The 26,838-nt window shown below is 40.7% G+C and carries 20 protein-coding genes and 2 pseudogenes; 11 read left to right on the top strand and 11 right to left on the bottom strand.

Going from position 1 to position 26,838, the window contains the following annotated elements; all coding sequences use genetic code 11:
- Nucleotides 1-3: 3 nt before the first annotated feature.
- Nucleotides 4-3,190: pseudogene (locus CWC14_RS05610) on the bottom strand (HD domain-containing phosphohydrolase).
- A gap of 196 nt (nucleotides 3,191-3,386) precedes the next feature.
- Between CWC14_RS05610 and CWC14_RS05605 the strand changes: the two are divergent.
- Nucleotides 3,387-4,085 carry a 2'-5' RNA ligase family protein gene (locus CWC14_RS05605; protein WP_138561753.1) on the top strand — a complete coding sequence of 233 codons (699 nt, stop codon included), beginning with the start codon at nucleotides 3,387-3,389 and terminating at the stop codon, nucleotides 4,083-4,085.
- 45 nt (nucleotides 4,086-4,130) lie between these two features.
- On the opposite strand, the gene CWC14_RS05600 is transcribed toward CWC14_RS05605, so the two are convergent.
- The 3 genes from CWC14_RS05600 to prmB all read right to left on the bottom strand — a co-directional run bounded on the left by CWC14_RS05600 (nucleotide 4,131) and on the right by prmB (nucleotide 6,768).
- Nucleotides 4,131-4,517 (bottom strand): DUF4112 domain-containing protein, encoded by a 387-nt coding sequence (locus CWC14_RS05600; RefSeq protein WP_010391373.1) that lies wholly within the window; start codon nucleotides 4,515-4,517, stop codon nucleotides 4,131-4,133.
- 126 nt (nucleotides 4,518-4,643) lie between these two features.
- The gene (gene aroC / locus CWC14_RS05595; RefSeq protein ID WP_055011734.1) at nucleotides 4,644-5,741 is read right to left on the bottom strand and encodes a chorismate synthase; all 1,098 of its coding nucleotides are present in this window, start codon (nucleotides 5,739-5,741) and stop codon (nucleotides 4,644-4,646) included.
- Nucleotides 5,742-5,832: 91 nt separating this feature from the next.
- Nucleotides 5,833-6,768, bottom strand: a complete 936-nt coding sequence (prmB, locus tag CWC14_RS05590; RefSeq protein ID WP_008466678.1) for a 50S ribosomal protein L3 N(5)-glutamine methyltransferase — start codon at nucleotides 6,766-6,768, stop codon at nucleotides 5,833-5,835.
- A gap of 296 nt (nucleotides 6,769-7,064) precedes the next feature.
- Here prmB and smrB point away from each other — a divergent pair, with 296 nt between their 5' ends.
- Nucleotides 7,065-7,622 (top strand): endonuclease SmrB, encoded by a 558-nt coding sequence (smrB, locus tag CWC14_RS05585; protein ID WP_138561751.1) that lies wholly within the window; start codon nucleotides 7,065-7,067, stop codon nucleotides 7,620-7,622.
- 41 nt (nucleotides 7,623-7,663) lie between these two features.
- A pseudogene (locus CWC14_RS05580) lies at nucleotides 7,664-8,586 on the top strand (AEC family transporter).
- Between the two features lie 39 nt (nucleotides 8,587-8,625).
- Here CWC14_RS05580 and CWC14_RS05575 read toward each other — a convergent pair.
- Nucleotides 8,626-9,528, bottom strand: a complete 903-nt coding sequence (locus CWC14_RS05575) for a LysR family transcriptional regulator (RefSeq protein ID WP_138561749.1) — start codon at nucleotides 9,526-9,528, stop codon at nucleotides 8,626-8,628.
- Nucleotides 9,529-9,643: 115 nt separating this feature from the next.
- Between CWC14_RS05575 and CWC14_RS05570 the strand changes: the two genes are divergently transcribed.
- Genes CWC14_RS05570 through CWC14_RS05555 form a run of 4 tightly spaced genes read left to right on the top strand, consistent with a single transcriptional unit; the run spans nucleotide 9,644 to nucleotide 14,273 of the window.
- Entirely contained in the window at nucleotides 9,644-11,341 is a 1,698-nt protein-coding gene (locus tag CWC14_RS05570; RefSeq protein ID WP_011327667.1) for an L-lactate permease, read from the top strand.
- Between the two features lie 12 nt (nucleotides 11,342-11,353).
- Entirely contained in the window at nucleotides 11,354-12,130 is a 777-nt protein-coding gene (locus tag CWC14_RS05565) for a (Fe-S)-binding protein (RefSeq protein WP_011327666.1), read from the top strand.
- Nucleotides 12,127-13,626 (top strand): LutB/LldF family L-lactate oxidation iron-sulfur protein, encoded by a 1,500-nt coding sequence (locus CWC14_RS05560; protein ID WP_011327665.1) that lies wholly within the window; start codon nucleotides 12,127-12,129, stop codon nucleotides 13,624-13,626. Before CWC14_RS05565 ends, CWC14_RS05560 begins: the two co-directional genes overlap by 4 nt.
- On the top strand, nucleotides 13,626-14,273 hold the full coding sequence (locus tag CWC14_RS05555) for a LutC/YkgG family protein (protein ID WP_011327664.1): 648 nt from the start codon (nucleotides 13,626-13,628) through the stop codon (nucleotides 14,271-14,273). The genes CWC14_RS05560 and CWC14_RS05555 overlap by 1 nt, the downstream gene beginning before the upstream one ends.
- A 41-nt stretch (nucleotides 14,274-14,314) precedes the next feature.
- Here CWC14_RS05555 and CWC14_RS05550 read toward each other — a convergent pair whose 3' ends face one another.
- Nucleotides 14,315-14,665 carry a RidA family protein gene (locus tag CWC14_RS05550; RefSeq protein ID WP_011327663.1) on the bottom strand — a complete coding sequence of 117 codons (351 nt, stop codon included), beginning with the start codon at nucleotides 14,663-14,665 and terminating at the stop codon, nucleotides 14,315-14,317.
- Nucleotides 14,666-14,692: 27 nt separating this feature from the next.
- Nucleotides 14,693-15,163, bottom strand: coding sequence for a phosphohistidine phosphatase SixA (gene sixA, locus CWC14_RS05545; RefSeq protein WP_041454371.1), 471 nt, complete (start codon nucleotides 15,161-15,163; stop codon nucleotides 14,693-14,695).
- Nucleotides 15,164-15,347: 184 nt separating this feature from the next.
- On the opposite strand from sixA, the gene CWC14_RS05540 reads away from it, so the two are divergent.
- Both CWC14_RS05540 and CWC14_RS05535 read left to right on the top strand, forming a co-directional pair.
- On the top strand, nucleotides 15,348-18,071 hold the full coding sequence (locus CWC14_RS05540; RefSeq protein ID WP_076921550.1) for an insulinase family protein: 2,724 nt from the start codon (nucleotides 15,348-15,350) through the stop codon (nucleotides 18,069-18,071).
- 51 nt (nucleotides 18,072-18,122) lie between these two features.
- Nucleotides 18,123-20,363 (top strand): sensor domain-containing protein, encoded by a 2,241-nt coding sequence (locus CWC14_RS05535; protein ID WP_138561747.1) that lies wholly within the window; start codon nucleotides 18,123-18,125, stop codon nucleotides 20,361-20,363.
- Here the strand turns inward: CWC14_RS05535 and CWC14_RS05530 are convergent.
- On the bottom strand, nucleotides 20,360-20,554 hold the full coding sequence (locus CWC14_RS05530) for a hypothetical protein (protein WP_138561745.1): 195 nt from the start codon (nucleotides 20,552-20,554) through the stop codon (nucleotides 20,360-20,362). The genes CWC14_RS05535 and CWC14_RS05530 overlap by 4 nt on opposite strands.
- A gap of 174 nt (nucleotides 20,555-20,728) precedes the next feature.
- A complete protein-coding gene (efpL, locus tag CWC14_RS05525; protein WP_138561743.1) occupies nucleotides 20,729-21,301 on the bottom strand; it encodes an elongation factor P-like protein EfpL in 573 nt (190 codons plus the stop codon).
- 193 nt (nucleotides 21,302-21,494) lie between these two features.
- Here efpL and CWC14_RS05520 point away from each other — a divergent pair, with 193 nt between their 5' ends.
- On the top strand, nucleotides 21,495-21,881 hold the full coding sequence (locus CWC14_RS05520; RefSeq protein WP_138561741.1) for an MmcQ/YjbR family DNA-binding protein: 387 nt from the start codon (nucleotides 21,495-21,497) through the stop codon (nucleotides 21,879-21,881).
- 165 nt (nucleotides 21,882-22,046) lie between these two features.
- Here CWC14_RS05520 and fadJ read toward each other — a convergent pair whose 3' ends face one another.
- Together fadJ and fadI are read right to left on the bottom strand one after the other, a co-directional pair.
- Nucleotides 22,047-24,239, bottom strand: a complete 2,193-nt coding sequence (fadJ, locus tag CWC14_RS05515; protein ID WP_138561739.1) for a fatty acid oxidation complex subunit alpha FadJ — start codon at nucleotides 24,237-24,239, stop codon at nucleotides 22,047-22,049.
- A complete protein-coding gene (fadI, locus tag CWC14_RS05510) occupies nucleotides 24,239-25,549 on the bottom strand; it encodes an acetyl-CoA C-acyltransferase FadI (RefSeq protein ID WP_013464510.1) in 1,311 nt (436 codons plus the stop codon). Before fadI ends, fadJ begins: the two co-directional genes overlap by 1 nt.
- Before the next feature lie 330 nt (nucleotides 25,550-25,879).
- Here fadI and CWC14_RS05505 point away from each other — a divergent pair, with 330 nt between their 5' ends.
- Nucleotides 25,880-26,836 carry an AAA family ATPase gene (locus CWC14_RS05505; protein WP_013464508.1) on the top strand — a complete coding sequence of 319 codons (957 nt, stop codon included), beginning with the start codon at nucleotides 25,880-25,882 and terminating at the stop codon, nucleotides 26,834-26,836.
- Nucleotides 26,837-26,838: the final 2 nt, after the last annotated feature.

Below are 26,838 nucleotides of genomic sequence, written 5' to 3'. Positions count from 1 at the left end.
TTGTTATGACAAGTATTGAGAGATATCTACCTCATCTATTTGTTCAGCACTGAGGTAGCGTTTAGCGTAATCAAGATAAATACCTGAACTTAAAAATAATTCAAATACGGCTTTATCAACATGATGATCGGCCACCATTTTAGCTAAAATACCAATGGACTCACTGAGTGTTTTTGCCTTTTTATAGGGCCTGTCGGCTGCTGTTAATGCTTCAAAAATGTCAGCAAGTACCAGCACCCGTTCAGGTATCGATAAATCATCGGCACTTAGTTTACGAGGATAGTCAGTTCCTTTTAATGTTTCATGGTGAGTAGAGGCATAACGCGGTACGCGCTCAAGTTCTTTAGGGAACGGCAGTGTATCGAGCATACGTATCGTACTTATCATGTGCTCATTAATTTTAAACCTATCTTCTGCGGTAAGGGTGCCTCTAGAAGTTTGTAAATTATAAAGCTCCCCTAAATTATATTTATATTTACACGGAGCAATTTTTATTCCTAAACGCTCGTCATATTCAATCGGTTTATCATGAGGAATTAAATGCCAAGGCTTATCGCTGAGTAGCTTTTCAGTAGCAGGCAGCGTGTCACTCGTTTGTGCATAGCGATACATTTCGACAGGTGAAAGCCCTAGCTTATCGTCAAAGTGCCGCACCCAAGTAACATTGCTTAGCAAGGTTAAACGCTCAAGCGAGGCTGCTGTGATTTTTTTCGCCGCCAATATTACACTGTGCAATAAAGGCAAAATCGTCCAGTAATTGTTGATGTTTAGCTGCCAACTGCTTAGCTAGCTCACTCTGATTTTTTGGGGTTTGTTGCAATGACTTGTAGTAATCAAGCTCGGCATCTCGCCAAAGGACTTCAAACCGTGTTCTTACTTCATGAATACGATTATAAATCACTTCCAACTTAGTGCCTTTATCGACAATGTGCTCTGGAGTAGTTATTTTTCCGCAATCATGTAACCAAGCAGCTAAGCTAAACTCTTCAATCTCCTCATCACTTTTAAATTTAAACGTTTGAAAGGCAGGTAACTCTGATTCTGAAGCGGCTTTAGCAAGCTCAATACCTAGTTCTGGGACACGTTCGCAGTGTCCCGCAGTGTAGGGAGACTTATCATCAATTGCTTGAGCTATAAGCTCAACAAACGAAGCCATGAGTGCTTTTTGGCTTTCTTCGTGTTGTTGTATCGACTTGCTCATTTCGACCATAGAGCTGGCTAAAGTATTAATTTCTTTAATATGACTTTTTAAGGTTGAGACTTGCTTAAACTGACGATTTTTAATTTTATTATTTTCACCCACCAGCGTTTTAATTGGGGCAACAATGGGGGATGCAAAAAACCACGACACAGGTAATATCAAAATAAGGCAAACAGCAGTAATGATAAGAGAAAGCTTTATTTTTTTCCGTGTAGAACTCAATACATCTTCTTTAGAAACCATAATGGCTAAGTAACCTGTACTGGCTAGCGATAAATAGTCAGATAAAGGCTTAATAAATACATACTGTTCTTTACCATTAATATGCACTAACTTTAAATTAGAGAAATTACTATCATCGTCTAATAAAGTAATTAATTGCTCATAGGGGACAGTGCCCACAACTTTTGATTTTTTCTCGGGATTAGTATTAAGCCATTTATCACTAAGTTGTTGTTTAAATTGCATAGGCAGTTGCGTGGCTGCATAGTCAAACAAGGCTTTTAATTGAGCGTCTTGGTTATGAAATAATAAGTGATAGTCATTTGAAAAAAGCGCGGCACTTTCTTCATCTAGTTGATTATACTGAACCCCATCAATAAAAAATTGTTGTTGGATATATTGTAATACCGCCTTGCTGTCTATTCCCGCATAGGTATAACCATTGGCTACATGCGTTAACAACGTTTTTGTATTGGGAACCTCTACTAAGTTAATTTCTGGAAATTGCGCTCGTAATATTTTTACAATTGACCAGCCCTCACCCACTGCAACTGACTTACCAGCAAGTTGCTGCATATGGGTAATTGGTGGATTGTTTTGTTGATTAACAATACTCAAAGGCAAACTTACCATGGGTGTGCTGAGCATACCCAATGCATTATTCGATGCTGTATTAAGTACCGGATGAATCACATCTATCTGCTTATTTTCAAATAAATTAAGTAATTCTTGCCAACTGAGTCCATTAATATAATTAACCTTAATACCCAACAGTTCAGTAATCGCATTTATATATTCAACACTGTAGCCTTTAGGCTTACCACTGACACTAAAATCCATAGGTGCCCAATTGGTTTCATTTGAAACTGTGATAGTAGGGTATTTGGCAACTATTTTTTGCTGTTGCTCATCCAGTATCAACCGATTTAGCCTTGCCTCAACCGTTGAGCTAAAGGGCTGATTTGATGCAATAATTTCTCCTTCTCGGTTATAAATAAGTAACTGTGTTGAGTTATGCATATCTAACTGCTGCTGTTGTGTTAATAAATAATTAGAAATATTATCGACCATAACTCCAAGAGCTAACACATGGTCTTTGCCTTTGGTTTTAATCGAGTAGGTTTGGCCTGAAGTTTGTAAATGCGAGAATAAGTAAGGTTTAGTTTTATTCACCTGCTCTGAATTTGCTTGTTTAAACCACGTTTGCTCTCGAGGATCAAAAAACGTCGGTTTATTGGTTTGCTTTCTTAAGTTAAAATCAGCATCAAAGTAGTACCTGTGTTCTACCCTTTGCCCTTTTTCGGTTTTAATATGGATCACAACCCACCGGTCATTATCAACCGTATTTAAACGCTCTTTGACTATTTTACCACTCTCAAGATTGATAATTTCATAAAAGTCTCCGTTGCTATAGCCCATAGAAAATGCGTAAAACAAAGGGTTTAATTCCATTATTTCGCTCAATACATTACGCAGCTCTGTTTTGTCTGAAAAGTTATTACCTACTAGTGAAGTATTTTTAACCATCATATTTAAAGTATTTTCAGATTTTTCATTGATGCGTGATAGGTAATCAGCAACAGATTGCGTGGTCATATTGAAATGCAACAAGTTAGACTCTAGTGCCATTTTTTCGCTGAAGTAATACTGTAAGCTAGTGGCTACAATGGCGGTAATAGACGTTGCCAATACAAATACCGCCACAACCGTTAAACGAATAGAAAAGCGCACTGTTCTTTTTAACTTATTTAACGCTTTAAATATCATTGAACTTTCCTTGAAGCACTTTTAAGAGCAATAAATACAGAGAGTTGAATACTGCTAAAAACAATATCCATAATCCGTATGGAGCTAAAGTAATATTAGTCACAAAATCAAAAATATAAAACTTTATGCACTTATTTACTGATCACTTAATTACGCTTACCATATGCCAACCAAAAACCTAAATTGACTCACTCTTATGGTTAAACAACACAGTTCTTTATCGTGGCTATTTATCTCTTTTACTTTTTTAACTCTGTTGGCTACTTCTGCCAGCAGTTATGCAAAAAGCATAAGTATTAACGTATTTGCTATTCCTTCTAAGCCTATTGTTGAGCTAGTCGCTAACACCAGCGATGAATTGGCTACGCACCAAATTACTACGTTTTACCAACAAGGGTTACCCGTGCATGCCACCTTGTATTTAACGGATTACCCACTTGAAGCACAAAACGAAATTAAGCAAATGGTTGAGCGCATTGTAAAAGAACATCAGTCGTTTGAGATAAAAGCCAATGGATTTAGTGTATCACCAAGTAATTGGGCATTTATAAATTTAGAAAAATCATATCAATTACAACGATTGGCAGATGAGATTACCCTTAAGCTTGAGCCGCTTCGCGATCATCAAGCACCAGTGCCTAGTTGGGTAAAGCATTACCCTAATAAACTTGTGGCTTTTGAACGTTATGGCAGCCCTAATGTATTTCAAAATTTTCAGCCGCATTTAACCCTACTTGCAAATGAGAAAAATCCTGCATTAGCGTTAGTACAAAAAGCGCTGCACGCTGAGCCGCCGCAGGCACAAGGGAAAATAATTGGGATTGGAATTGGAGTGTCTGATCAATTTGGTCAACAAAAAGAAATACTCGCTAAGTACTTTTTTGATGCCAAATAAATAGTTAATAACAGGGCTAATTACACACTTATTAACTTAAATGGTTTATGGGTTTGTAGTTAGCTTATCTGTTAAATGTTTTTTAAGTATGCGGGTGTTACGCGTATTTGCTTTAAACATGGCATCAAAAATATCTCCAAAAAATGGAATGAGCCCGCCAACAAAATCAATCAACATATTTATAATAATACGGCTTTTTACTCGCTTGCTAACACCTAAGCGCTGCGCTTCAATTAGTACATAGCCAGATAAAATAAGCCCTGCTAAATCACCTATCACAGGTAAAAGCCCAATCAACGACTCTACACCAAATTTAAATTTAGTAAACGGAATACCAATGCTGCTATCGGTAAAGCGGCTAAACTCTTCGAGTCGTTTTATGGTGGCTTTATATTCAGTTTGTGAGATGGAAGCTTGATTGTTTTTTTGCATACTAACAGCTCTCTTATTTTTAGGTGCGCTGAGCACATTTAAATTATTGAGCGGCAATAAAGATGTATAGCCTGTATATACTAAACGCACTATTGCCCGTTTAGTATAGTTTTAAACGTAAGGCGCTTAAATAGCGCCTTTAATTGGCCCATGTTCGTGGTTAACATGTGGGTTTTGACCGCGTTGACGTAGTAAATGATCCATTAAAGTAATGGCCATCATTGCCTCAGCAATCGGAATAGCACGAATGCCTACACAAGGATCGTGACGACCTTTGGTGATCATCTCAACCGCTTCATTTTCGGTATTAATACTATTACCGGGAATGGTAATGCTTGATGTTGGCTTAAGCGCAATGGATGCGATTATATCTTGCCCCGTTGAAATTCCTGCAAGCACGCCACCGGCATGATTTGAGGTAAAACCATCAGGGGTTAACTCATCACGATGTTCTGAGCCTTTTTGCTCGACTACATCAAAGCCATCGCCAATTTCAACGCCTTTAACAGCATTAATACTCATTAATGAATGTGCAAGTTCGGCATCTAGCCTATCAAAAACCGGCTCACCTAAACCAACTGGCACATTTTTAGCCACTACTTTTACTTTGGCACCCACTGAATCGCCTTGCTTTTTAAGCTCGCGCATATATTCATCGAGTGCTTCAAGCTTGCTAGCGTCTGGGAAAAAGAATAAGTTATTTTCCACCTCATCCCAATCGTAGTTTTCGGCTTTTATTGGCCCTAATTGGCTCAAGCACGCGCGTATTTCAATACCATGAAACTGCTTTAAATACTTTTTAGCAATGGCGCCTGCGGCAACCCGAATAGCGGTTTCGCGCGCAGATGAGCGGCCACCACCACGGTAATCGCGTAAGCCGTATTTGTGCCAGTAGGTATAATCACCGTGACCTGGACGAAATACGTCTTTAATTTTGCCGTAATCTTGTGAGCGTTGATCGGTATTTTCAATTAATAAACCAATACTGGTACCGGTGGTTTTACCTTCAAAAACGCCCGCTAAAATTTTAATTTGATCGCTCTCACGGCGCTGCGTGGTATAGCGACTTTGCCCAGGTTTTCGACGGTCTAAATCGTGTTGTATGTCGGCCTCTGTTATCTCAAGGCCTGCGGGCGTGCCATCCACTACGCCGCCTAATGCAACGCCGTGGCTTTCGCCAAAGGTGGACACTTTAAATAACTGCCCTATGCTATTACCTGCCATTAACTTTCCTCATTCCTAATGACTTATAGCCGAGGATTAACTCGGCTATAGTGTTACCCAGCCATTTGGGATGAATGGCTAGTATTAATTATTACTGCGCAAAGTAGGCATCTAGTTGTTGCTTGCTAATAACAAACACCCCTAATCCGCCTTGTTCAAACTCAATCCATTCAAATGGTGCGCCTGGATACAGTGCATCCATATGTACCATAGAGTTACCTACTTCGACAAATAACAAACCGTTATCTGTTAGATGCTCACTAGCTTGATCTAAAATAGTACGTGTTACATCAAGGCCATCGTGACCCGATGCTAACCCAAGCTCTGGCTCGTGGTGGAACTCACGTGGTAGATCAGCCATATCTTCAGCATCAACATACGGTGGGTTTGCTACGATTAAGTCGTATTTTTGCCCAGGCACACCACTGAATACGTCAGACTGGATCGGTAATACACGGTCACTTAGTTGATAGTCAGTGATATTAATATCAGCCACTTCAAGCGCTTCATAAGATATATCAACCGCATCAACTTGCGCATTCTCGAACGCTTGTGCCAATGCAATCGCGATACAACCTGAGCCCGTACATAAATCTAAAATACGCCCAACTGACTCTGGCTGCTCTAGCCAAGGTGTAAAACGATTATTAATAAGCTCAGCAAAAGGCGAGCGAGGAATTAATACACGTTCATCCACATAAAATGGCATATTGGCAAACCATGCAATGTTGGTCAGGTATGGAACTGGGGTAAAATCGTTAATGCGCTCGGCAATTAAGCCCGCTAAACGATTTTTTTCAGTACTGGTTAAACGCGCATGCATCAGCTCTTTGGGTGCATCGATAGGCAAACTAAGCGCCGGTAATAACAAACTTACCGCTTCATCCCATGCGTTATCGGTGCCATGACCAAAGAAAATACCGCTACTTGCAAATTGACTAGTTGTCCAACGAAGCCAATCGTGTAAGGTTGAAAGTTCTGCAACAGCTTCATCTAGGGTTGCTTCTTCTATTAGTAATTCACTCATCAGTATTATCTGCCTGCTACTTTCAAAAAAAATAAACTCAATCGGGGCGCATCATTGGCCCCATGATTGCCCTATTGTATACCCAAGCCACCTTTAGGTGCGAGCGCAGTTAGTGTTAAAAGCGATTTAGGTAAGGCTTTGATTGCAAATAATAGTCACTCTATTGTTCAAATCAATAACGCAGTATAAATCGCTTTTAAATTAACCTTAATGGCGCTGTACTATGCACCTCAAAGCTGCTTGGGTATCACACCTTTTTACTCGATTTTTACCGCTTTTTTGTTTAGACTGCCGCTATGAAAAAAGATCCCCACTCAAACAGCCTAATTAGTCCTGACGACATTGACTTGTTCCGTCAAAGTATCAGTGGTGCGCGTGTATTTAAACAAGACACTCACCGTTTTAGCAATAAACCTAAAGTGTCACAAGCAAAGCAGTTTGCCCAGCAAAAAAAGCAACAACAGTCAGAATTCTTCTTTTCGGATGAATATATACCTGATATTGATACCAATGGTACGGTTAATTATGTACAAGATGGCCAAGACCGCTTTTTAGCTAAGCAACTACGCCGTGGTGACTTTGTTCCTGATTTAACCCTAGATTTGCATGGCTTAAATAAAGAGTCTGCAAAAGATGAGCTAGCTGGTTTGATCCACGAATGCAAAAAGAAACATTACTATTGTGCATGCATAATTCATGGCATTGGTGGGCATATACTCAGGCACAAAGTACCGCAGTATTTAGTACAACACCCAGACGTAATTGCAATGCACCAAGCACCGCTTGAATATGGTGGTAAAGGCGCTGTACTTATTTTAATTAATTTACCGCAAAGTGATGAGTTTAGGCGTTAAATAACCACAGCTCTGGTTAAATACTATTTAAGGCGACATTAGTGTCTATTTTTTCAATTATATTTCCGCTGGTATTTATTGTTACTGCTGGTTTTATTAGCACTAAGTCACAATTTTTAGAACAACAACATATAACTGGTATTAGTAAATTTACCTTTTATATTAGTATTCCCGCTTTTTATTTTTAAATATGGCGCAAGCTAACTTACACAATAGTGTGAGCTTAAATGGCTTTTTAAGTTTTTATATTGCGGTTGTGGGTGTTTTTATAATTGGCGCTTTAATAGACCGATTTTTAATTACTAAGCACAGTGATTATCAACGCCATAGCGTATTTGCTCTTGGCAGTAGCTATTCAAATACCGTACTGGTTGGCTTACCAATAATTATTGCAGCAATTGGCCGTGAAATGATTGGTATAGTATTTATGATTATCACTTTTCATAGTGCATTGTTATTTACTCTCACCTTTTTAGTGAGTGCAAAAAGCGAAAAAAGTGCGTTTTCGTGGCAACAATTTGCCAAAAACATGCTGTTAAACCCTGTGGTACTTAGCATTAGCCTAGGGTTATTGGCTAATGTTTTAGGCCTTACATTGCCACTGGATATTATTAATGGCTTAGATTTACTCTCACAACCCGCTATTGGCTGCGCACTATTTGTGTTGGGAGCTAATTTAGCATTTTATAAAATAAGCCAAAACTGGCAACCCGCGCTAATCGCCACATTATTAAAGCTAGTATTGCTACCCTGCTTAGTATTATTGTTAGGCCGATTTGTGTTTATGCTAGAGGCGCAACTACTCAACGTACTTATATTATTAAGCGCATCGCCTTTAGGTGTTAATGCCTACCTTATTGCTAATCAAATAAAACAGCACCAAGCAACGCTTGCCAGCACTGTAGTTATGTCGACCGTTTTAAGTGGTATAAGCTTTAGCATTTGGTTGTGTCTTTTATTGTAGTTCCTCAACATGCTCTGCTGCCCATCAAACAAAACAAGCTTAAAAGTAATCGCTAAGTTCACTGTAGGCATTAGTAATATACTCGATCAGCAGTTTAATTTTTTCTGGCTGATGGCGCGTATACGGATACACAGCATATACCCCTAGTTCACGAGGTTGATACTCAGATAAAATAGCCACCAGTTCGCCAGTTAGCAAATGCTCATACACACAACAACGTGGTACATAGACAATGCCATAACCCGATAGCGCATTTTGCCTAAGTGCTTGTGCGGTATTAGCCGAAAAGTTTCCTTTAATGGCAATACTAACCTCCTCACCTTGGTGAGTAAAACGCCATTCGCGAGCACCTTTATTTTGATAGGTATAGGCTAAACAGTTATGTCGACTTAGATCGTCTAAGTTGCTTGGTTCGCCAAATTTTTCGATATAATTAGGCGCACAACACACCACCCAACGCGATTTAATAATAGGCTTTGCAATTAAACTTGAATCTGCTAATACGCCGGTTCTAATCGCTAAATCAATGCGTTTATCAACCAAGTCAATAAAGTCATTCTCTAGCCGCATATCAACATTCACATTAGGGTACTTTTCACAAAATTGGCCCACTACTTGCGCTAGCAGTAGCTCCCCTGAAATGGTCGGTACGGTCATTTTAATCGAACCACTAATTGCTCCACGGTAGGCACTAACACTATTTAATGCGTCACTTAATTGTAATTCTATTGACTTTGCATGTTGATACAGCGAGCTGCCCGCTTCGGTTAAGCTTAGTTTGCGGGTAGTTCGATATAATAGCTGCACACCTAAATCCTTTTCTAGCCTACTGATTTTTTTAGAAAGAGCCGGGGTCGATATCCCCGCAACCTCTGCTGCTTTATTAAATGATTGTGCGTCAACTACTAATGAAAATAACGTCAGTTCATGGGCATTAGCCATTCATTACACCTTTTTTGGAAACAATTCATTAATTTACAGACTATATATAAACAATAAATTAACTACTAGAGTAACAGCATAAAAATTACTATAAAAAATTAAGCGTGGTTACTCTATGTCGATATACCTGCAAGCTCTGCTTGCTTTTACTCCTATCTTACTTGCCGCTTTATTGCTGATCCCGTTGCAATGGCCAGCAAAGCGTGCCATGCCCGTGGTGTTAATCGTTACTATGGCTATTGCTTATTTTGCCTGGGAAATGTCATTTAACCGTATTTTAGCAAGCAGCCTTCAAGGTATGCTGGTGACCATCTCTGTATTATGGATTATTTTTGGCGCCATTATGTTGCTCAACACATTGCAACACTCTGGTGCGATCAGCACGATTCGCAGTGGTTTTGCCGATATCAGTCCCGATAGGCGGATTCAGGTTATTATTATTGCTTGGTTATTTGGCTCATTTATTGAAGGCGCAACCGGTTTTGGTACACCCGCTGCGATTGCAGCTCCCCTCTTGGTAGCGATGGGCTTTCCTGCTATGGCAGCGATTATGATTGGCATGATGATCCAATCGACACCGGTATCGTTTGGTGCGGTGGGTACGCCGATTATTATTGGTGTTAGTAATGGCTTAGATAAAGCGTTACTCAGTGAACAATTACTGACAAATAACAGTAGCTGGGAGCAATTTTTAGTATTAATAACCTCTGAAGTTGCCATTGGCCATGCCATTACTGGCACTTTAATGCCGTTATTAATGATCTGTATGATGACGCGCTTTTTTGGCAAAAATAACAGCTGGCGCGAGGGCTTTCAAGTGGCTCCTTTTGCTCTATTTGCTGGACTTGCGTTTACCATCCCGTATGCGTTAACCGGTGTTTTTATCGGCCCTGAATTTCCTTCAATAATTGGTGCCTTGGTTGGGCTAGCGATAGTCGTACCGTGCGCGAAAGCTAAGTTTTTAATACCCACTCAGTCATGGGACTTTGCCCCGCGCGAAAAATGGCCAACAACTTGGCTGGGGAATATTGCTTTTAGCGCCCCCACTAAAATCAAAGCCCCTATGTCGTTATTTAGAGCGTGGCTGCCGTATTTGCTAGTGGCGTTATTATTAGTGGCGAGTCGTTTGTCAACAGATTTAAAAGCACTGCTTAATCAATTCTCATTACAATTTAACCTAATTTTAGACGAGCCGGATATTAGCGGCAGTATTGCGCCATTGTATTTACCTGGTGGTATTTTGTTGTTTGTATCATTGCTGACGCTGTTTATTCATAAAATGAAAGTATCTGAAATTACTGATGCCGCTAAAGATGCCTCAAAAGTACTATTCAGTGCAGGCTTTGTGTTAATTTTTACCATTCCTATGGTACGTATTTTAATTAATTCTGGCGTGAACGACGCCGGCTTAGACGCCATGCCTGTTGCTATGGCTAATTTAATTGCGTTGACTTTTGGTGACATCTACCCACTTTTTGCTCCTATGGTAGGCGCCCTAGGCGCGTTTATTGCCGGCTCAAATACCGTGAGTAATATGATGCTTAGCCAGTTTCAATTTGAAGTGGCCAATGCGTTGTCTATTTCCGGCGCGTTATTGGTTGCGTTGCAAGCCATCGGCGCTGCCGCTGGGAATATGATTGCAATTCATAATGTCGTTGCCGCCTCTGCAACGGTGGGTTTACTCAATCAAGAAGGGGCAACCATAAAGCGTACTATCATACCCACATTCTACTACGTACTCACTGCTGGATTACTCGGTTTGATCGCCAGTTACGTCTTTAATATTACCGACCCACTTAACCATTTAGGATAACAAGGATTAGCAATGAGCCAGTTAAATACAATACACCTAAGACACTACCCGACAAACCCAACCCAGGTTTACTTATTCGGCACCTGCCTCAACGATACGCTGTTTCCTGACTCAGGTATTGACGCAATTGAGTTTTTAGAGCGCCAAGGCATTGAGGTTATTTTTCCGCAGGGGCAAAGCTGCTGTGGCCAACCCGCTTATAACTCTGGCTATACCGAGCAAGCCAAAGCGGTGGCGCGTGAGCAAGTGAAGCATTTTGCATTAGATATTCCAATTGTGGTTATTTCTGGTTCTTGTGGCGGTATGATGCGCCATCACTACCAAGAACTACTTAAAGATGAGCCTAACATAAATGCGTTTTGTGACCGTATTTTTGAGTTCACTGAGTTTTTAGTGCATGCATTAAAAATAAAACTAACCGATAGCGGCCCTTATGAACGGGTTGCAATGCATACTTCCTGCGCTGCACGCAGAGAAATGGGCGTGCATATCACCAGCAAAAAATTATTATCCCAGCTCAGCCAAGTCGAGTTAATAACCCATGACTATGAAAGTGAATGCTGCGGCTTTGGTGGCACTTTTGCAGTAAAGCATGGTGATATCTCTAATGCAATGGTGGCCGATAAAAGCGCCAACTTACTAGCCGCCGACGTAGTACGTTATGTCAGTGCTGACTGGGGATGTATGATGAACATTAATGGCGCACTGAGGCATCAAAAAGCGCCATTACAAGGGGAGCATATCGCCAGCTACCTATTAAGTCGCACCACCGCAGGAGGTGAGATATGAGTGAAAAACATATCGATCCACGTCAAGCGACACAAGACGAAAGTAAATATGCCGCTTCAGCGCGTTCTTTCAAAGAAAATGTTAAACGCGACCTAGCTAACGATGAACTGCGCAGTAATTTTCGCGGCGCCATGGATTATCTGGTCGAGAAACGCAAAAATGCTTTTAGCGACCTTGATGAGCTAGAAACACTTAGAGAGCAATGTAAACTAATAAAACAACGTAGTTTAGTTAAGTTACCGATTTTGTTAGAGCTGTTAGAGCAACAACTGACACAAAACGGTATTAAGGTTCATTGGGCCGAAACCTGCTCGCAAGCCAACGAAATTATTAGCGCAATTATTGCTGATAAAGATGGCAAAACGGTGGTTAAAGGCAAGTCGATGGTGTCTGAAGAAACCGCGCTTAACGATCATCTCGAAGCTAATAATATTGAGTGCTTAGAATCTGATATGGGTGAGTACATAGTACAACTCGCTAAACAGCACCCGTCACATATTATTATGCCGGCGATTCACCAAAATAAGCAGCAAGTCGCCGATTTATTTACAAAAAACATCGCCGGTTTTGAGCACACCACCGACGTAGATGCACTCATTCAGCAAGGGAGAAAAGTACTTCGCGATAAATTTTGCCATGCCGATGTGGGTATCACTGGGGTTAATTTTGCCGTTGCCGAGACGGGCACATTATGTTTAGTAGAGAACGAAGGCAATGGCCGTATGTGTACCACAGTGCCCAAGTTACATATTGCCATCACCGGCATAGAAAAAGTGGTTGAAAAGCTTGTTGATATTCCCCCGCTTCTGAGCTTATTAACACGCAGTGCAACCGGCCAAGCGATCTCAACCTATTTTAATATGATTAGTCACCCACGCCAGCTCGGTGAAAAAGATGGCCCAGAAGAGGTACATTTGGTGTTACTCGATAATGGCCGTAGTCAAATGTATAGCGATGAAGAGCTACGTCAAACATTACAGTGTATTCGCTGTGGTGCCTGTATGAACCACTGCCCCGTGTATACTCGTATTGGTGGTCATGCTTATGGCACAGTATACCCTGGGCCTATCGGGAAAATTGTCTCGCCCCACATGCTTGGGCTAGAAGCAACTACTCATCACCCCAACGCCTCGTCGTTATGTGGCGCATGCGGTGATGTATGCCCGGTTAAAATTCCGATCCCTAAATTACTGTTACGACTACGCCAAGAAAGCGTCAAACCAGCATCGCAGCAACCACATATAATGAAAGGCCAAGGCAGTGGTCGTAAAAATAAAGAAGTGTTGATATGGAGTATCTGGTCCATCATTCATCGCTCTCCTTGGCTGTATCAATCGAGCATGTGGCTAGTAACACGGCTACGGTTTTTATTACCCGCGAAACTTGGTCCTTGGACCGAAGCTAGAACAGCGCCAAAACTAGCGTCAAAAACATTGCACCAACGGGTGAAAGAACGTGAAAAAGCAAAGCAGCTAAAGCAACGCAAGGAATCATAATGAGTAATGCACGCAGAAGTATTTTAAACAAGCTGAAACAGCAGATACAAGAAGTAGATTATGACAAACTTCCTCAAGAATACGCTGTTAACTATGCTAAGTTAACCCCGCAGCAATACCTTGAGCAGTTTACTACACAATTAAAAAGTAACCATGCGCAAGTGATAAGCATAGCTCGCAGCGAATTAGCGACACATATTTATATTGAATTGAAAAAACGTAATATTAATCACTTACTATACGGCGAGCAGTGCCAATATACTAACGAGATTGAACAGCTAAACAGCGCGATCACTCTCGAAAAGTATAACTTTGACTTTAGTGAACATAAAGAGCGGTTGTTTGATCAGGTAGCGGCTGGTATTACAGGCTCACGCTGCGCAATTGCGCAAACGGGCACGATTGTGTTGTGGCCTACAGTTGCTGAGCCGCGCACTTTATCGTTAGTGCCCCCTGTACACTTTGTTATTGTGGATAGCCAAACACTCTACCCCACTTTTAGTGAGTTACTTGAAAAGGAGCAGTGGCATAATAAGCTGCCTACTAATGTGGTGTTTATTTCGGGTCCATCAAAAACTGCTGATATTCAACAGACGCTTGCCTATGGCGCACATGGACCCAAAGAGTTAATTGTATTAATCATCTAAGCATTTTAAATTCAAAAGATTAGCAGCTTAATAGCTGCTAATTACTTAACTGCAGCAACAACCGAAATTTCAACAAGCAAGCCATCTCGAGCCATTTTAGCTTCAACACAGGCGCGTGCAGGGGCATAGCCTTCAGGTACCCAGGCATCCCACACCTCGTTCATCTCAGCAAAATACTCCATGCTTTTTACATATATAGTCGCGCTTAGCATATTCTCTTTCGAGCTGCCGGCTTCATCTAGTAAAGTAGCTACTTTATCGAGCATAGTTTGAGTTTGCTCTTTAATATTTTTTTCAGCGTCTGCACAAACTTGTCCACACAGATAAATAATACCGTTATGCTTTACTATGCGGCTCATACGCGCATTAGTTTGAAGGCGTTCAATTGTCATAATTTATATTTTCCAAATTGTTTGGCATTAAACAGTGTCAGGCGCATTTATGTTTTTATATTCGCTGCGCTGGGTTTGCTCATTATAATTAATTACGGCAACTGCACCGGTATTAAAAATAGGCATATGGCCCACACATAACTGATCAACCAAATAACTTACTATGGGCATGTGCGCCACTACTAGCCAAGTATTGCACGCAGGGTGCGCCGCTATTAACGTCTCGATGTAATCGGCTGCAATTTGCGGTTTACCTTCAGGTATAATGTCTTTGCAGGTTTCGCTAAATTTAAACGTGTTATTTTTAGCAACCCCTTTTGCTGTTTGTTGAGCTCTAATGTAAGGACTAACTAACAGCGCATCGGGTGCATAGTTTTTTGCCAGCCACAGCCCCATTTTTTCAGCTTCAATATGACCCTTTTGGGTTAACTGTCTCGCTGCATCATCGGCCTGCATTGGCGTTGCTTCGCCGTGGCGCATTATTAAGATTGTTTTCATAATAAATCAACCAATTAAAGAATATAAAACAGTAGCCAGTTTGCTCGAATTTCCGCTATATTAATAACTCAAACCTATTTATTTTCTTAAAATAGTTCTTTCATGATGTTCAGGTAAATAGCATTGCATTCCTGAAGTTATCATCTGTTGTTAACAATTATACGTTTAGTTTCAGGAGCATCATTTGAAAATCAGCACCAATGATAACAGAGCTTACCGCACACTAACACTGGACAATGGTCTAAAAGTACTTTTAGTGCACGATCAAGACTCAGCAAAAGCTGCCGCATCCATGGCTGTTAACGCTGGTCACTTTGACGATCCGCTTGATAGGCAAGGCTTAGCGCACTTTTTAGAGCATATGTTGTTTTTAGGCACTGACCTTTATCCTGAATCAGGAAGTTTTAATAATTTTGTCTCGCAGTCTGGTGGCAATACCAACGCGTGGACTGGCACAGAGCATACCTGCTATTTCTTTGATATTAATAACCATTATATTGAAACAGCATTAGCGCAATTTAGCCGGTTTTTTATAGCGCCTACACTAAACCCCGCTGAAATAGAAAAAGAACGTAATGCTATTGAGGCTGAGTTTAAATTAAAAATTAAAGACGATGGCCGTCGAATTTATCAAGTGCATAAAGAAACGGTTAACCCTGCACACCCATTTGCTAAATTTTCCGTGGGAAACTTACAAACATTAGCAGATAGACAACGCTGTATTAGTGATGAATTACGTGACTTTTTTAATCAGCATTACCAAGCTCAGTGGATGACGTTAGTGATTTGTGCCAATGAGTCATTAGATACACTTGAGGCATGGGCAACTCAATATTTCTGGCAGATTAAAGGCAATAACAGCAAGTTAAAGCCACCTATAGAAGCGCCGCTTTATCGCAGCCAAGACTTGGGTAAGTTGCTCCATATTGAGCCACACAAGCATGTACAAAAGCTGATTATTAGCTTTGCTATGCCAAACATTGACGATTTTTATCGTCATAAAACGGTCAGCTTTATTGCGCACTTACTAGGTTATGAGGGGCAAGGCTCGTTGTATTCTGTGCTTAAAGAGCAAGGTTGGATCAATGCCCTCTCTGCAGGTGGCGGAATTAATGGCAGTAATTTTAAAGACTTTAATATTAGTATGGCGCTGACCGATGAAGGCATTGAATACTACGAAGATATTATTGAAATGGTGTTTGAATACATTTGTTTAATTAATAACAACATCGGCAAACTCCCTCGCCTATATCAAGATAAGCAAAAACTATTACAAATCGCATTTGATAACCAAGAAAAGTCTCGCCTAATTGATTGGGTCAGTAATTTAAGTATTAACATGCAACATTACGATGAAGTTAATTACTTACAGGGTGACTATTTAATGGAGGGCTTTAAAGCCAGCACGCATGAAATGGCGATGCAATGGTTAACTCCGCACAACATGCGTTTAGTGCTTATTCATCCGGGTGTAGAGCCTGAACACACAGCTGCTTGGTATAACACCCCCTATAAAATTGAAAAATTGTCGCTACATTGGCTCGAAGCACTTGCACAGATTAGCCAGCCACAAAGTGAAATGCTATTGCCCACGGCTAATCCTTATTTAGCTAAAGATGTCATTTTATATCCGGTTGAATCACAGCAACGACATCCAACATTACTGGTAAAAGAAGCAGGCTTTGACTTTTGGTTTAAACAAGACGCCACCTTTAGAGTCGCCAAAGGGCATTTTTATTTAGCCATGGACTCTGACTTTGCAGTAAAAGATGTGAAACATATGGCACTGACGCGGTTATTTTCAGATTTATTCATGGACAGTGTTGGCGAACAGTTTTACCCAGCGGAACTTGCGGGCTTAAGTTATCACTTAACCTCTCATCAAGGTGGCTTAACGCTTCACACTGCGGGGCTTTCTTCAAGCCAACTCGAATTAGTCGATCAGCTGATTGATGCACTATTTAACGTAAAAATTTGTGCCAAACGCTTTGCAGAATATAAAAAGCAATTAGTTAGACATTGGCGTAATAGCAATCAAAACAAACCCGTTAGTGAGCTATTTAGTATTTTAGGCGCTAAAATAATGCCGTGGAATCCTCAGCCTGACGAGTTAGCAAATGCACTCAAAGACACCTGTTTCCATCAGTTTAATGAATTTAGACAAGCGTTTTTTAATGCCCTTCATGTTGAGTCTTTTTTACATGGTAATTGGCAGCAAAATGATGCGCTTGAGTTTCAAAAGAAGGTCGCTCAGCACCTTAAAAAATCAGCCGTTATCAACGATTTAAAGCGCCCACTTTATGAAATTACTAAAGTGACCCGCTACGAGCTTGAACTTGCCTGCAGCGATAATGCCATGGTGATTTACTACCAAGCACAAAGCGATGACGTTATTGAAAAAGTGAAAATGATGGCGCTGAATCATTTAATTAATCAAGATTACTTTAATGAACTCAGAACCACGCAACAACTCGGTTATTTAGTAGGCGCAGGATACGCTCCTTTTAATACCCGTGCTGGTATTGCCTTTTATATACAATCACCAAAATTTGAGCCCACCACGTTACTGCACAGGCATAATTTATTTATTAGCCAGTATTTAGCAACAATTAATGAACTAACAGAACAAGACTGGCTGCAACAAAAACATGGATTAACAACCCATATTGCTGAAAAAGACAAAAATTTGCGTTTACGTTCACAACGTTTATGGCTTGCTATAGGTAATGGCGATCATCGGTTTAATATGCAGCAACGCCTGCTGGATTCTTTAAACGCATTAACGCTTGAAGATTTAAAAGCCTACGCCGCTGAAATTTTTAATGCAGATCGCCCAAGATATGAGCTTTTAAGTGCCAAATCTGTGAATTTGTCTGAGAAACTACCTCTTTATTCGCATTCTCTTTGACTCTTGCTCGCGCTTGATTTAGATTGTCTTTTGTTAATAAGAAGTAAGACAATGAAAAAAATAAAAATAATAAAATACATTCTATTGTTGGCCTCTTTGGCCACAGCCTACTCAGCGAGTGCATTCGAGTCATCGTTTAACTTGAATTTAAATGCGTTGGTCGTGAGCGTGTGCGCAATAATGTCGTTAGTTGTGGTTTATTTGTTAACGATTGTTCACTCACTCAAGCGTTCACACTCTCAATTACAGCTTTCTGAAAAACGATTAAAAAGTACCGTAGAAGGTAGTGGTGACACGCTTTGGGATTGGAATATCAAAACCGGTAAAGTTATTCGTATCAATGACAAATACGTGATGAATAGTAATAACCTAGTAGAATTTCCACCGAATAAAAGCTTGATCCACCCCCGCGATTTAACCCATGTTGATTACCTACTAAAAAAACACTTTGCCGAAGAAAGTACTTTTTTTGAAGCAACTTATCGTATTAAAGACAGCTTTGGTAAATGGCACTGGGTGCTCGACCGCGGAAAAATCATTGAAAAAGACGCTAACCTTAGCCCACTGAGAATGACTGGCACAGTGAGAGATATCTCGCAGTTAAAATCAACGGAAGATCGACTTAACTTATTTGCAAAATGTGTTGAGTCACTCACTGATGCGCTGGCCATTTATGATAAAGACTTTAGGCTTGTAGATATTAATCCCAGCTTTTTAACTTTGTTTGGCGGCGTACGCGAGCAATACCTTAAAAAAGAATTTCATTTAGCCGGTTACGACAAAAGCTATATAGAATCCATAAAAAATACCGTTAGAAAGCACGAACATATTCAAGAAGAAGTAAAGCTTCGCAATAGCGATCATGCTCTGCTGCCATTTGAAATTTCAATAGATGAAATTAAAAACGCACAAAATCAAATAACAAATTATGTGGTGGTGTATTCAGATTTAACCGAGCGTAAAAAAACGGAGTCAGAGCTCAATAATTTATCAAACATAGATCGCACCACCAGCTTACCTAACCGTAATTTGTTTTTTTCTGACTTACAAAAACTCGCAAAGCAGCACTCTCATCATGCATTACTCGTATTTGATTTAGATAACTTTAAAAAGATAAACGACTCATTAGGCCATCAATTAGGTGATAGTTTACTGGCAAAGCTTGCTATGCGTTTAAATAAGCTCACCCGTGAAAATGACGTATTTTATCGCCTTGGCGGCGATGAATTTGCGCTAGTTATGTCAAACACCAACGATATTCTCACTATCACTCGCATGGCTAAACAGTTTTTGGCGGCCATAGCTACACCATTTAAAATGGCAGGCCATGAACTTGCTATCACCTCAAGCGTTGGTATAGTGTTGTTTCCCGAAGATGGTAACACCCCCGAAATACTATTAAAGAACGCCGATACTGCGATGTATCATGCTAAAAAGAAAGGCAATAGCTACCTGTTCTTTAATGACACCATGAACCGCCAAGCAGTAAAACGACTGCAAATAGAAAACCTAATGCGCTTTGGCTTAAAAGAAGATCATTTTGAGGTGTATTACCAGCCTAAAATGAATATTCGTACTGGTAAGCTTGCTGGAATGGAAGCGTTGGTACGTTTTATTACCCCGAAAAAGGGGGTTATTAGCCCAGGGGTATTTATTCCAATTGCCGAAGAAACAGGGCAAATTATTGAAATTGGTGAAGTAGTTTTAAACAAAGCTTGTCGCGATGTAAAACAGTGGTTAGATGCAGGCTTATTTAATGCCCGTGTTGCTGTTAACTTATCAGCAAAACAATTTAGCCTACCCGATCTAACCTCGCGCATAGATGTGATTTTACAAAAAAATGAACTGCCTTCGTACTTTTTAGAGCTTGAGATAACTGAAGGCACCGTAATGGACGATCCACAAGAAGCCATTGCGATTATGTGCTCTTTAAGTGCCCGTGGTATTCACTTAGCAATGGATGACTTTGGTACCGGCTATTCATCACTTGCGTATTTAAAGCAGTTTCCACTCAATACGCTTAAGGTAGATAAAGCCTTTATCGATGATATGAAGACTGAACGTGGCCGCAATATGGTGGACTCTATCGTCACTATTGCGCATAACCTTGATTTGCATGTAGTTGCCGAAGGGGTGGAGCAAGCGTCGCAAATAAGCATACTTGAAGAGCTAAACTGTGAAACACTGCAGGGTTATTACTACTCTAAACCACTCTCAAAAGATGAATTTACTGCGTTTTTAAAACAACAACAAAGCCAATCAAAACTCAGTTTAATTAGAGCGACCAGTTAAGCACGCCATAGACACGCATTTACACCTATATTGCGTATCAATGCACGTCGATAATGCACATTAAACAAGCACCAAGCAACAGGACCAAACACGCCACCTAAAAATAACCAGCGTTTAACAGGCATGCCCTTTTTAATGGTTTCTAAATACATAAGCGCTATAAATACACCGCTAAGCAAAATAAATAACACCACCACCTCAACCAGCTCAAAAATAAGGCGCGTATAATAGCGTTAAACTGGCTAAATTTGAAGCAACGCATGCTGCTAATCAGCAATAATGCTTAATCAATTTGAGGGGCAAATCAGACACAAAAAAGCCGAGCAACTTAAATACTCGGCTAATCAACATAGATTTATAGCGGCTTACTTGTCAGCACGGCCCATAAACTTATGCTCGGCAGTATTAATGCGGATGCGATCACCCGTTGAAATATGCTCTGGCACTTGAATAGTTAAGCCCGTTGATAAGCGTGCAGGCTTTGAGCGAGCGCTGGCTGAAGCTCCCTTAATTGAAGGGTCGGTTTCTTCAACAACAAGTTCAACACTTGAAGGAAGATCAAGCCCAACTGGCGCACCATCAATCACAATAACGTGCACACCTTGGGTCTCTTCATTAACAAATTGAATTTCTTCCGCTATGGCGTCTTTATTTAAATTGTAAGGCGTGTAATCTTCATTATCCATGAAGACATACTCATCGCCATCAATGTACGACAGCATGGCTTCACGACGGGTTAAATCTGCAAGGTTAAGCATATCGCTGTCTTTAAATGTTTCGTCAACTTTACTACCCGTTACTACATCGTATAAACGCATACGGTATAAACTACCACCAGCACGACCTTGTGGTACTGAGCGTACAATATCTTTTACTACTAATACACGGCCATTAAAGTCAATAGCCGTCCCTTTTTTAACATCACTTGCCTTTGGCATGGGTGAATTCCTATTGTTTTTTTGATTGCGAGAAACATACCACGAAACTGATTTTGTTCAACAATAAAGTGATATGATTAGCTTCTTACTTCGTATTGACTTATAAATCTGTAATTTAGACTGAAACACGTGTTATCTAGTGGCAAAAAGCTGCTATGGTTAAGTTATCGATTATGACCTCAAGGAATGGCTCATGAACCAACAAACTGTACATACTTATTTAATGAACAAACCGTTAGTTAAACTAACGCAACCTTTTGCTAAAGATGTTGATGTATATAAAGTAAACCATAAGATGTTCGCCACCCTTGCACTGAGCGATGAGGGTGAAACCGATGAAAACGGCGAACCTATTTGGTGGCTAAACTTAAAGTGCGACCCTGATGAGGCGCAATCATTACGGGATATTTTCCCTGCCGTTATTCCAGGTTATCATATGAATAAACGCCTTTGGAATACAGTGATTTTAGACGGCTCAGTACCACAGGGTGAAATTGAGCGTATGATTGATAACTCGTTTAATTTGGTGGTCGACAACATGCCTGATAAAGATAAAAAGGCCATTGAAGCGTTACTGTAAATAAGCATCCATATCGCAACTTTTTACCAATTCGCTTAATTAAGTATTATGGTGTATGGGTATTACTGATTATCAAACATAAAAAAAGCCGCATAATTTGCGGCTTTTTTACGTTAACTTAAAAAAGCCGCATAATTTGCGGCTTTTTTACGTTAACTTAAAACATTAATCTTTGTGTTCAGTCATCTCATTTGGAGTGTCAGTTGATTTATCATCACCTTGCGCTAACTCCACTTCAGCTTTATTGGCGGCTGTTGTGTAAAACTTATCGCCTTTATCAGCCATTGCAACCAGTGATTCACAGGGTGCAAAAATAGCGTTGCTGTTAGCCAGAGTAGACATATCAGAGCTTATTTTACCTGCGCCTAATTTATCCATATAGCTAAACGGGCCACCTAAGAACGGTGGGAAACCAATACCAAAAATAGCACCAATATCACCATCACGCGGGCTGGCAATAATACCGTCATCTAAACAGCGAACGGCCTCATTAAGCATTTGTGAGATACAACGCTTAGCAATTTCGTTTTTATTTAAACGTGGAGCTGGGGTTACACCTAGTAGCTCATAGACTGACTCATCAACCTTTTTGCCTTTCTTGTCGTATTCATAAAAACCACGACCCGTTTTACGGCCTAAGCGCTTTGAATCAATCATGCGCGAGAAAGCATCTGGGCCTTTAAAACGCTCACCCAATTCTTTTTCAAGAATTGGCGCGATTTTAGAACCAATATCAATACCGACTTCATCAAGCAGTGCCAACGGCCCTACTGGAAAACCAAACTCAACTAAGGCTGCGTCAATTTTTTCAATTGGCTCACCGGCAAGCATTAAGTTTGCCGCCTCATTCAGGTATGGCGCTAAAATACGGTTTACGTAAAAACCGGCCATGTCTTTTACCACAATTGGCGTTTTACCTTGCTTACGCGCAAAGTTAACTACACGAGCAATCGTTTCTTTTGAGGTGCCTTCGTGAGGAATAATTTCTACCAGTGGCATTTTCTCTACTGGTGAGAAATAATGTAAACCAATTACATTTTCAGGGCGTTCTGCTTTTGCTGCAATTTGCGAAATAGGTAATGACGAAGTATTACTTGCGAAAATAGTATTCGCTTGGCAATGCTGCTCTACATCAGCAACCATACCTTGCTTCAGTTCTAAATCTTCAAATACGGCTTCTATCACTAAATCTATGTGTTTAAAACCGCTGTAATCGGTAGTGCCGGTAATGCGGTTCATCGTTAACTGCATATCGGCTTTAGACATAATACGGCGTTTAAGACGCTTATCTAAAATTTTGTATGTGTAGTTCATGGCATTACTTATGCCCTGCTCTGCCACATCTTTAATACGCACCGGCAATTTAGCTTTAACCGCACTCACATGGGCAATACCTGCGCCCATTAAGCCACCACCTAACACGGCAGTTTTACTAATCGCGGGAGCATCATCATTGCGCCATTCTTTTTTCATTTCAGTGGTTGCAAAGAAAATGCCGCGCAGTGCTTTAGACTCATCACTCATTACCAATGTGGCAAAACCTTCTGCTTCAGTTTTATACGCTTTCATTTCGTCAAGCTCTACGCTTGCACGTACCGCTTTAATAATTGCAAGCGGCGCAGGGTAATGACCACCGGTTTTTTTAAGAACGTTTTCTTTAGCTTTTTTAAAGATAAAGTTACGGCCAAACGGGTTTGATTCTAATAACTTACTGATCTTATCAAGTTTAGGCTCTTTAGCTTGTGGCTTTTTCTTCGCCGCAAACTCTTTAGCCACTTTTAACAGTACGCTTTGTGGTACACAATCATCCAATACACCGGCTTTTTTAGCTTGTTTAGGACGAATTTGTTTACCGGTTAGCATCCACTCGAGGGCTTTTTGAATGCCCACGATTTTAGTTAAGCGCTGTGTACCACCACCGCCAGGTAATAAACCTAGTTGTACTTCTGGTAAACCAATTTTTGTTAAATCGCTATCTGTACCTACGCGGTAATCACAGGCTAAAGCAAATTCTAAACCGCCACCAAGTGCTGCGCCATGTATAGCACTAACTGTGGTGTACGGAAGCTTTTTCATATCAAAAAATGCTTGATGGCATAATTCGCTAATAGCTAATGCATCTTCACGCTTTTGCACGTTGTCTAGCATTTTAACATCGGCACCAGCAATAAAGTTATCGCTTTTACCGCTAATAAATACCATACCTTTAACTGCGTGCTCTTTAGCTTGTGCTAATAATGCTTTTAAATCATCAGCAAAGCTATCTCGCAGGGTGTTCATTTTTTCACCCGGTACATCAATTGTCACTACGGCTATTTTGTTATCATCAACCGTTAAATTAAATACTGAATCTGTCATTACGCACTCTCCAATACAAAGGCTGCACCTAAACCACCCGCAGCACAGGCAGTCGTTAACGCTAAACCACCGCCACGACGCTTAAGCTCGTATAAACTTTGTGTAATTAAACGCGCGCCGGTTGCCGCAAATGGATGACCATATGCAAGCGAGCCGCCGTTCACGTTAAACTTATCCATGTTAATTTCACCTATGGCTTTATTACGCCCTAAGTGCTCTTGTGCAAATTTATCTGAAGCAAACATTTTCATATTCGCTAAGGTTTGCGATGCAAACGCTTCATGCATTTCAATAAGGTCTAAATCAGCTAACGTAATACCCGCTCTATCAAGTGCGATAGGCGTTGAGTGAGCCGGCCCCATTAGCATGTCTTTTTCTACGCCAATGGCTGAGAACGCAAAACTACGCACATAACCTAAAATTTCATAACCCAAAGCTTTGGCTTTGCTTTCGCTCATCATTAACACTGCTGCTGCGCCATCAGTTAGTGGGGTTGCATTGGCAGCAGTGACTGAGCCGTGTTGACGGTCAAATACTGGCTTAAGCTTGGCGTAACCTTCAACCGTTGAGTTTTTACGGATATTATTATCTTCTTCAATAAAGCTTTTATAAGGCGGTAAATGAGCCGTCATTACTTCATCTTTAAGCTTGCCATCAGCCCAAGCTTGCGTTGCCAGAGAGTGAGAACGATGCGCTAAAGCATCTTGATCTTCACGGCTAATGTTATGGGTTTTAGCCATTTGCTCGGCTGTTTGTCCCATTGATAAACCCGTTGAGTACTCAGCAACCGCTGGCGGCACTGGCAATAAATCTTTTAAACGTAGTTTTGAGAATATTTTTAAACGCTGACCAAGCGTACGTGCTTTGTTTAAATCAACTAAGCTACCCGCTAATTTTTTACTTACACCAATTGGCAATACAGACGATGAATCGGCACCACCGGCAATTCCTACGCTTACAGAGCCTGCCATAATTGATTCGGCAACGTTTGCTATCGCTTGAAAACTCGTCGCACACGCACGCGATACAGAGTATGCATCAACCGATACTGGCATCCCAGTACCCAATACAATTTCACGCGCAATATTTGGCGCTTCTGGCATTTGTACTACTTGCCCAAAAACCAATTGATCGATTTCTGACTTGTCGAAATTTAATCGCTCAAGCATTTCATTAACCACTAGCTTACCCATATCCAATGCTGGTACATGGTGGAACGCAGTCGCTTGCTTAGCAAAAGGAGTACGTAAGCCGCTTACGATGGCAATACGGTCGCCTTTTGGTGTTTTAAGTATGTTTTGCTCAGACATTTATTATTCTCTCCCGCTGACAGGTCAGACCTGTATGTTTTCTCCGATTCTAAACAACCCGTGTGATAAAGCCAATAGATAAAGGTAAATAAATACAAAAGCGCCATTGTATATCACTACATACATTGTATGAGGGTAATACAATAGGCTTTTTTAGCTGGTTTTACAAAGTTTTATGTTAGGCTAAAAAATCGTTAAAAAATAACGAACTATTTCTAAAAAATCAGTCTAACTCTTGAGTTATCCACTTATAAACCTTATAACTAGCTCAGTATTTGTTACCTAACCAATTTAGGTATTATTTAAGCTGACGAGGACAGTCCACTTATTATGGCAGCTAACGCATTTTCACAATTAAAAACGTACTTAGATACACAAATCATTGGCCAGCCAGCGCTTACTCAAGCTCTTTTAATTGCTATATTAGCCGATGGCCACTTACTTGTTGAAGGCCCTCCAGGGCTTGCAAAAACGCGAGCGGTTAATGCTTTAGCAAAAGGTATTGAAGGCTCGTTTCAGCGTGTTCAGTTTACCCCAGACTTATTACCTGCCGATGTAACCGGCACTGATATTTATCGTCAACAAACCAGTGAGTTTGTGTTTGAAAAAGGCCCTTTATTTCATAACCTCATTTTAGCGGATGAAATAAACCGAGCACCGGCAAAAGTACAATCGGCATTATTAGAAGCAATGGCCGAGCGCCAAGTCACGGTGGGCAAAAACACCTATCCACTCAGTGACCTGTTTTTAGTGATGGCAACACAAAACCCGCTTGAGCAAGAAGGTACTTACCCGCTACCAGAAGCGCAATTAGACCGCTTTTTAATGCACTTAAGTATTAATTACCCAGGTGCTGAGCATGAGCTTGATATTTTACGTTTAACCCGTGGTGAAGCACTTAATGATGAAGCCCCAGTGCTTGAGCAAATTTCACAACCCGATTTGTTTGCTGCGCGAAAAGCAATTTTAGGTCTGTATTTGGCCGAGCCATTAGAGCAGTACCTAGTGCAACTGATCATAGCCACTCGAGAAGGTGCAAACTTAGATGAACAACTTGGCCGCTGGATTGAATACGGCGCCAGCCCACGTGCCACGATTGCTCTTGATAAGTGTGCCCGCGCTCATGCGTGGTTAAGTGGCCGTGATTTTGTATCACCTGACGATATTCAAGCTGTGGTACATAATGTATTGCGCCATCGTATTATTTTAAGTTACGAAGCACAGGCCGATGGTATTACAAAAGATCAGGTCATTAGCCGTATTGTTGAACTAGTCGCAGTACCTTAAGT

The organism is Pseudoalteromonas sp. S3260 (genome assembly GCF_005886925.1).
GTDB classification, from domain to species: Bacteria; Pseudomonadota; Gammaproteobacteria; order Enterobacterales; family Alteromonadaceae; genus Pseudoalteromonas; species Pseudoalteromonas tetraodonis.
Note: the sequence above shows the minus strand (reverse complement) of the source record. Positions and strands in the feature narration are given on the sequence as shown.

Coding starts and splice junctions, on each gene's coding strand:
- CWC14_RS05605 (WP_138561753.1), top strand. CDS start 3,387: ATGGTTAAACAACACAGTTCTTTATCGTGGCTATTTATCTCTTTTACT.
- CWC14_RS05600 (WP_010391373.1), bottom strand. CDS start 4,517: ATGCAAAAAAACAATCAAGCTTCCATCTCACAAACTGAATATAAAGCC.
- aroC (WP_055011734.1), bottom strand. CDS start 5,741: ATGGCAGGTAATAGCATAGGGCAGTTATTTAAAGTGTCCACCTTTGGC.
- prmB (WP_008466678.1), bottom strand. CDS start 6,768: ATGAGTGAATTACTAATAGAAGAAGCAACCCTAGATGAAGCTGTTGCA.
- smrB (WP_138561751.1), top strand. CDS start 7,065: ATGAAAAAAGATCCCCACTCAAACAGCCTAATTAGTCCTGACGACATT.
- CWC14_RS05575 (WP_138561749.1), bottom strand. CDS start 9,528: ATGGCTAATGCCCATGAACTGACGTTATTTTCATTAGTAGTTGACGCA.
- CWC14_RS05570 (WP_011327667.1), top strand. CDS start 9,644: ATGTCGATATACCTGCAAGCTCTGCTTGCTTTTACTCCTATCTTACTT.
- CWC14_RS05565 (WP_011327666.1), top strand. CDS start 11,354: ATGAGCCAGTTAAATACAATACACCTAAGACACTACCCGACAAACCCA.
- CWC14_RS05560 (WP_011327665.1), top strand. CDS start 12,127: ATGAGTGAAAAACATATCGATCCACGTCAAGCGACACAAGACGAAAGT.
- CWC14_RS05555 (WP_011327664.1), top strand. CDS start 13,626: ATGAGTAATGCACGCAGAAGTATTTTAAACAAGCTGAAACAGCAGATA.
- CWC14_RS05550 (WP_011327663.1), bottom strand. CDS start 14,665: ATGACAATTGAACGCCTTCAAACTAATGCGCGTATGAGCCGCATAGTA.
- sixA (WP_041454371.1), bottom strand. CDS start 15,163: ATGAAAACAATCTTAATAATGCGCCACGGCGAAGCAACGCCAATGCAG.
- CWC14_RS05535 (WP_138561747.1), top strand. CDS start 18,123: ATGAAAAAAATAAAAATAATAAAATACATTCTATTGTTGGCCTCTTTG.
- efpL (WP_138561743.1), bottom strand. CDS start 21,301: ATGCCAAAGGCAAGTGATGTTAAAAAAGGGACGGCTATTGACTTTAAT.
- CWC14_RS05520 (WP_138561741.1), top strand. CDS start 21,495: ATGAACCAACAAACTGTACATACTTATTTAATGAACAAACCGTTAGTT.
- fadJ (WP_138561739.1), bottom strand. CDS start 24,239: ATGACAGATTCAGTATTTAATTTAACGGTTGATGATAACAAAATAGCC.
- fadI (WP_013464510.1), bottom strand. CDS start 25,549: ATGTCTGAGCAAAACATACTTAAAACACCAAAAGGCGACCGTATTGCC.
- CWC14_RS05505 (WP_013464508.1), top strand. CDS start 25,880: ATGGCAGCTAACGCATTTTCACAATTAAAAACGTACTTAGATACACAA.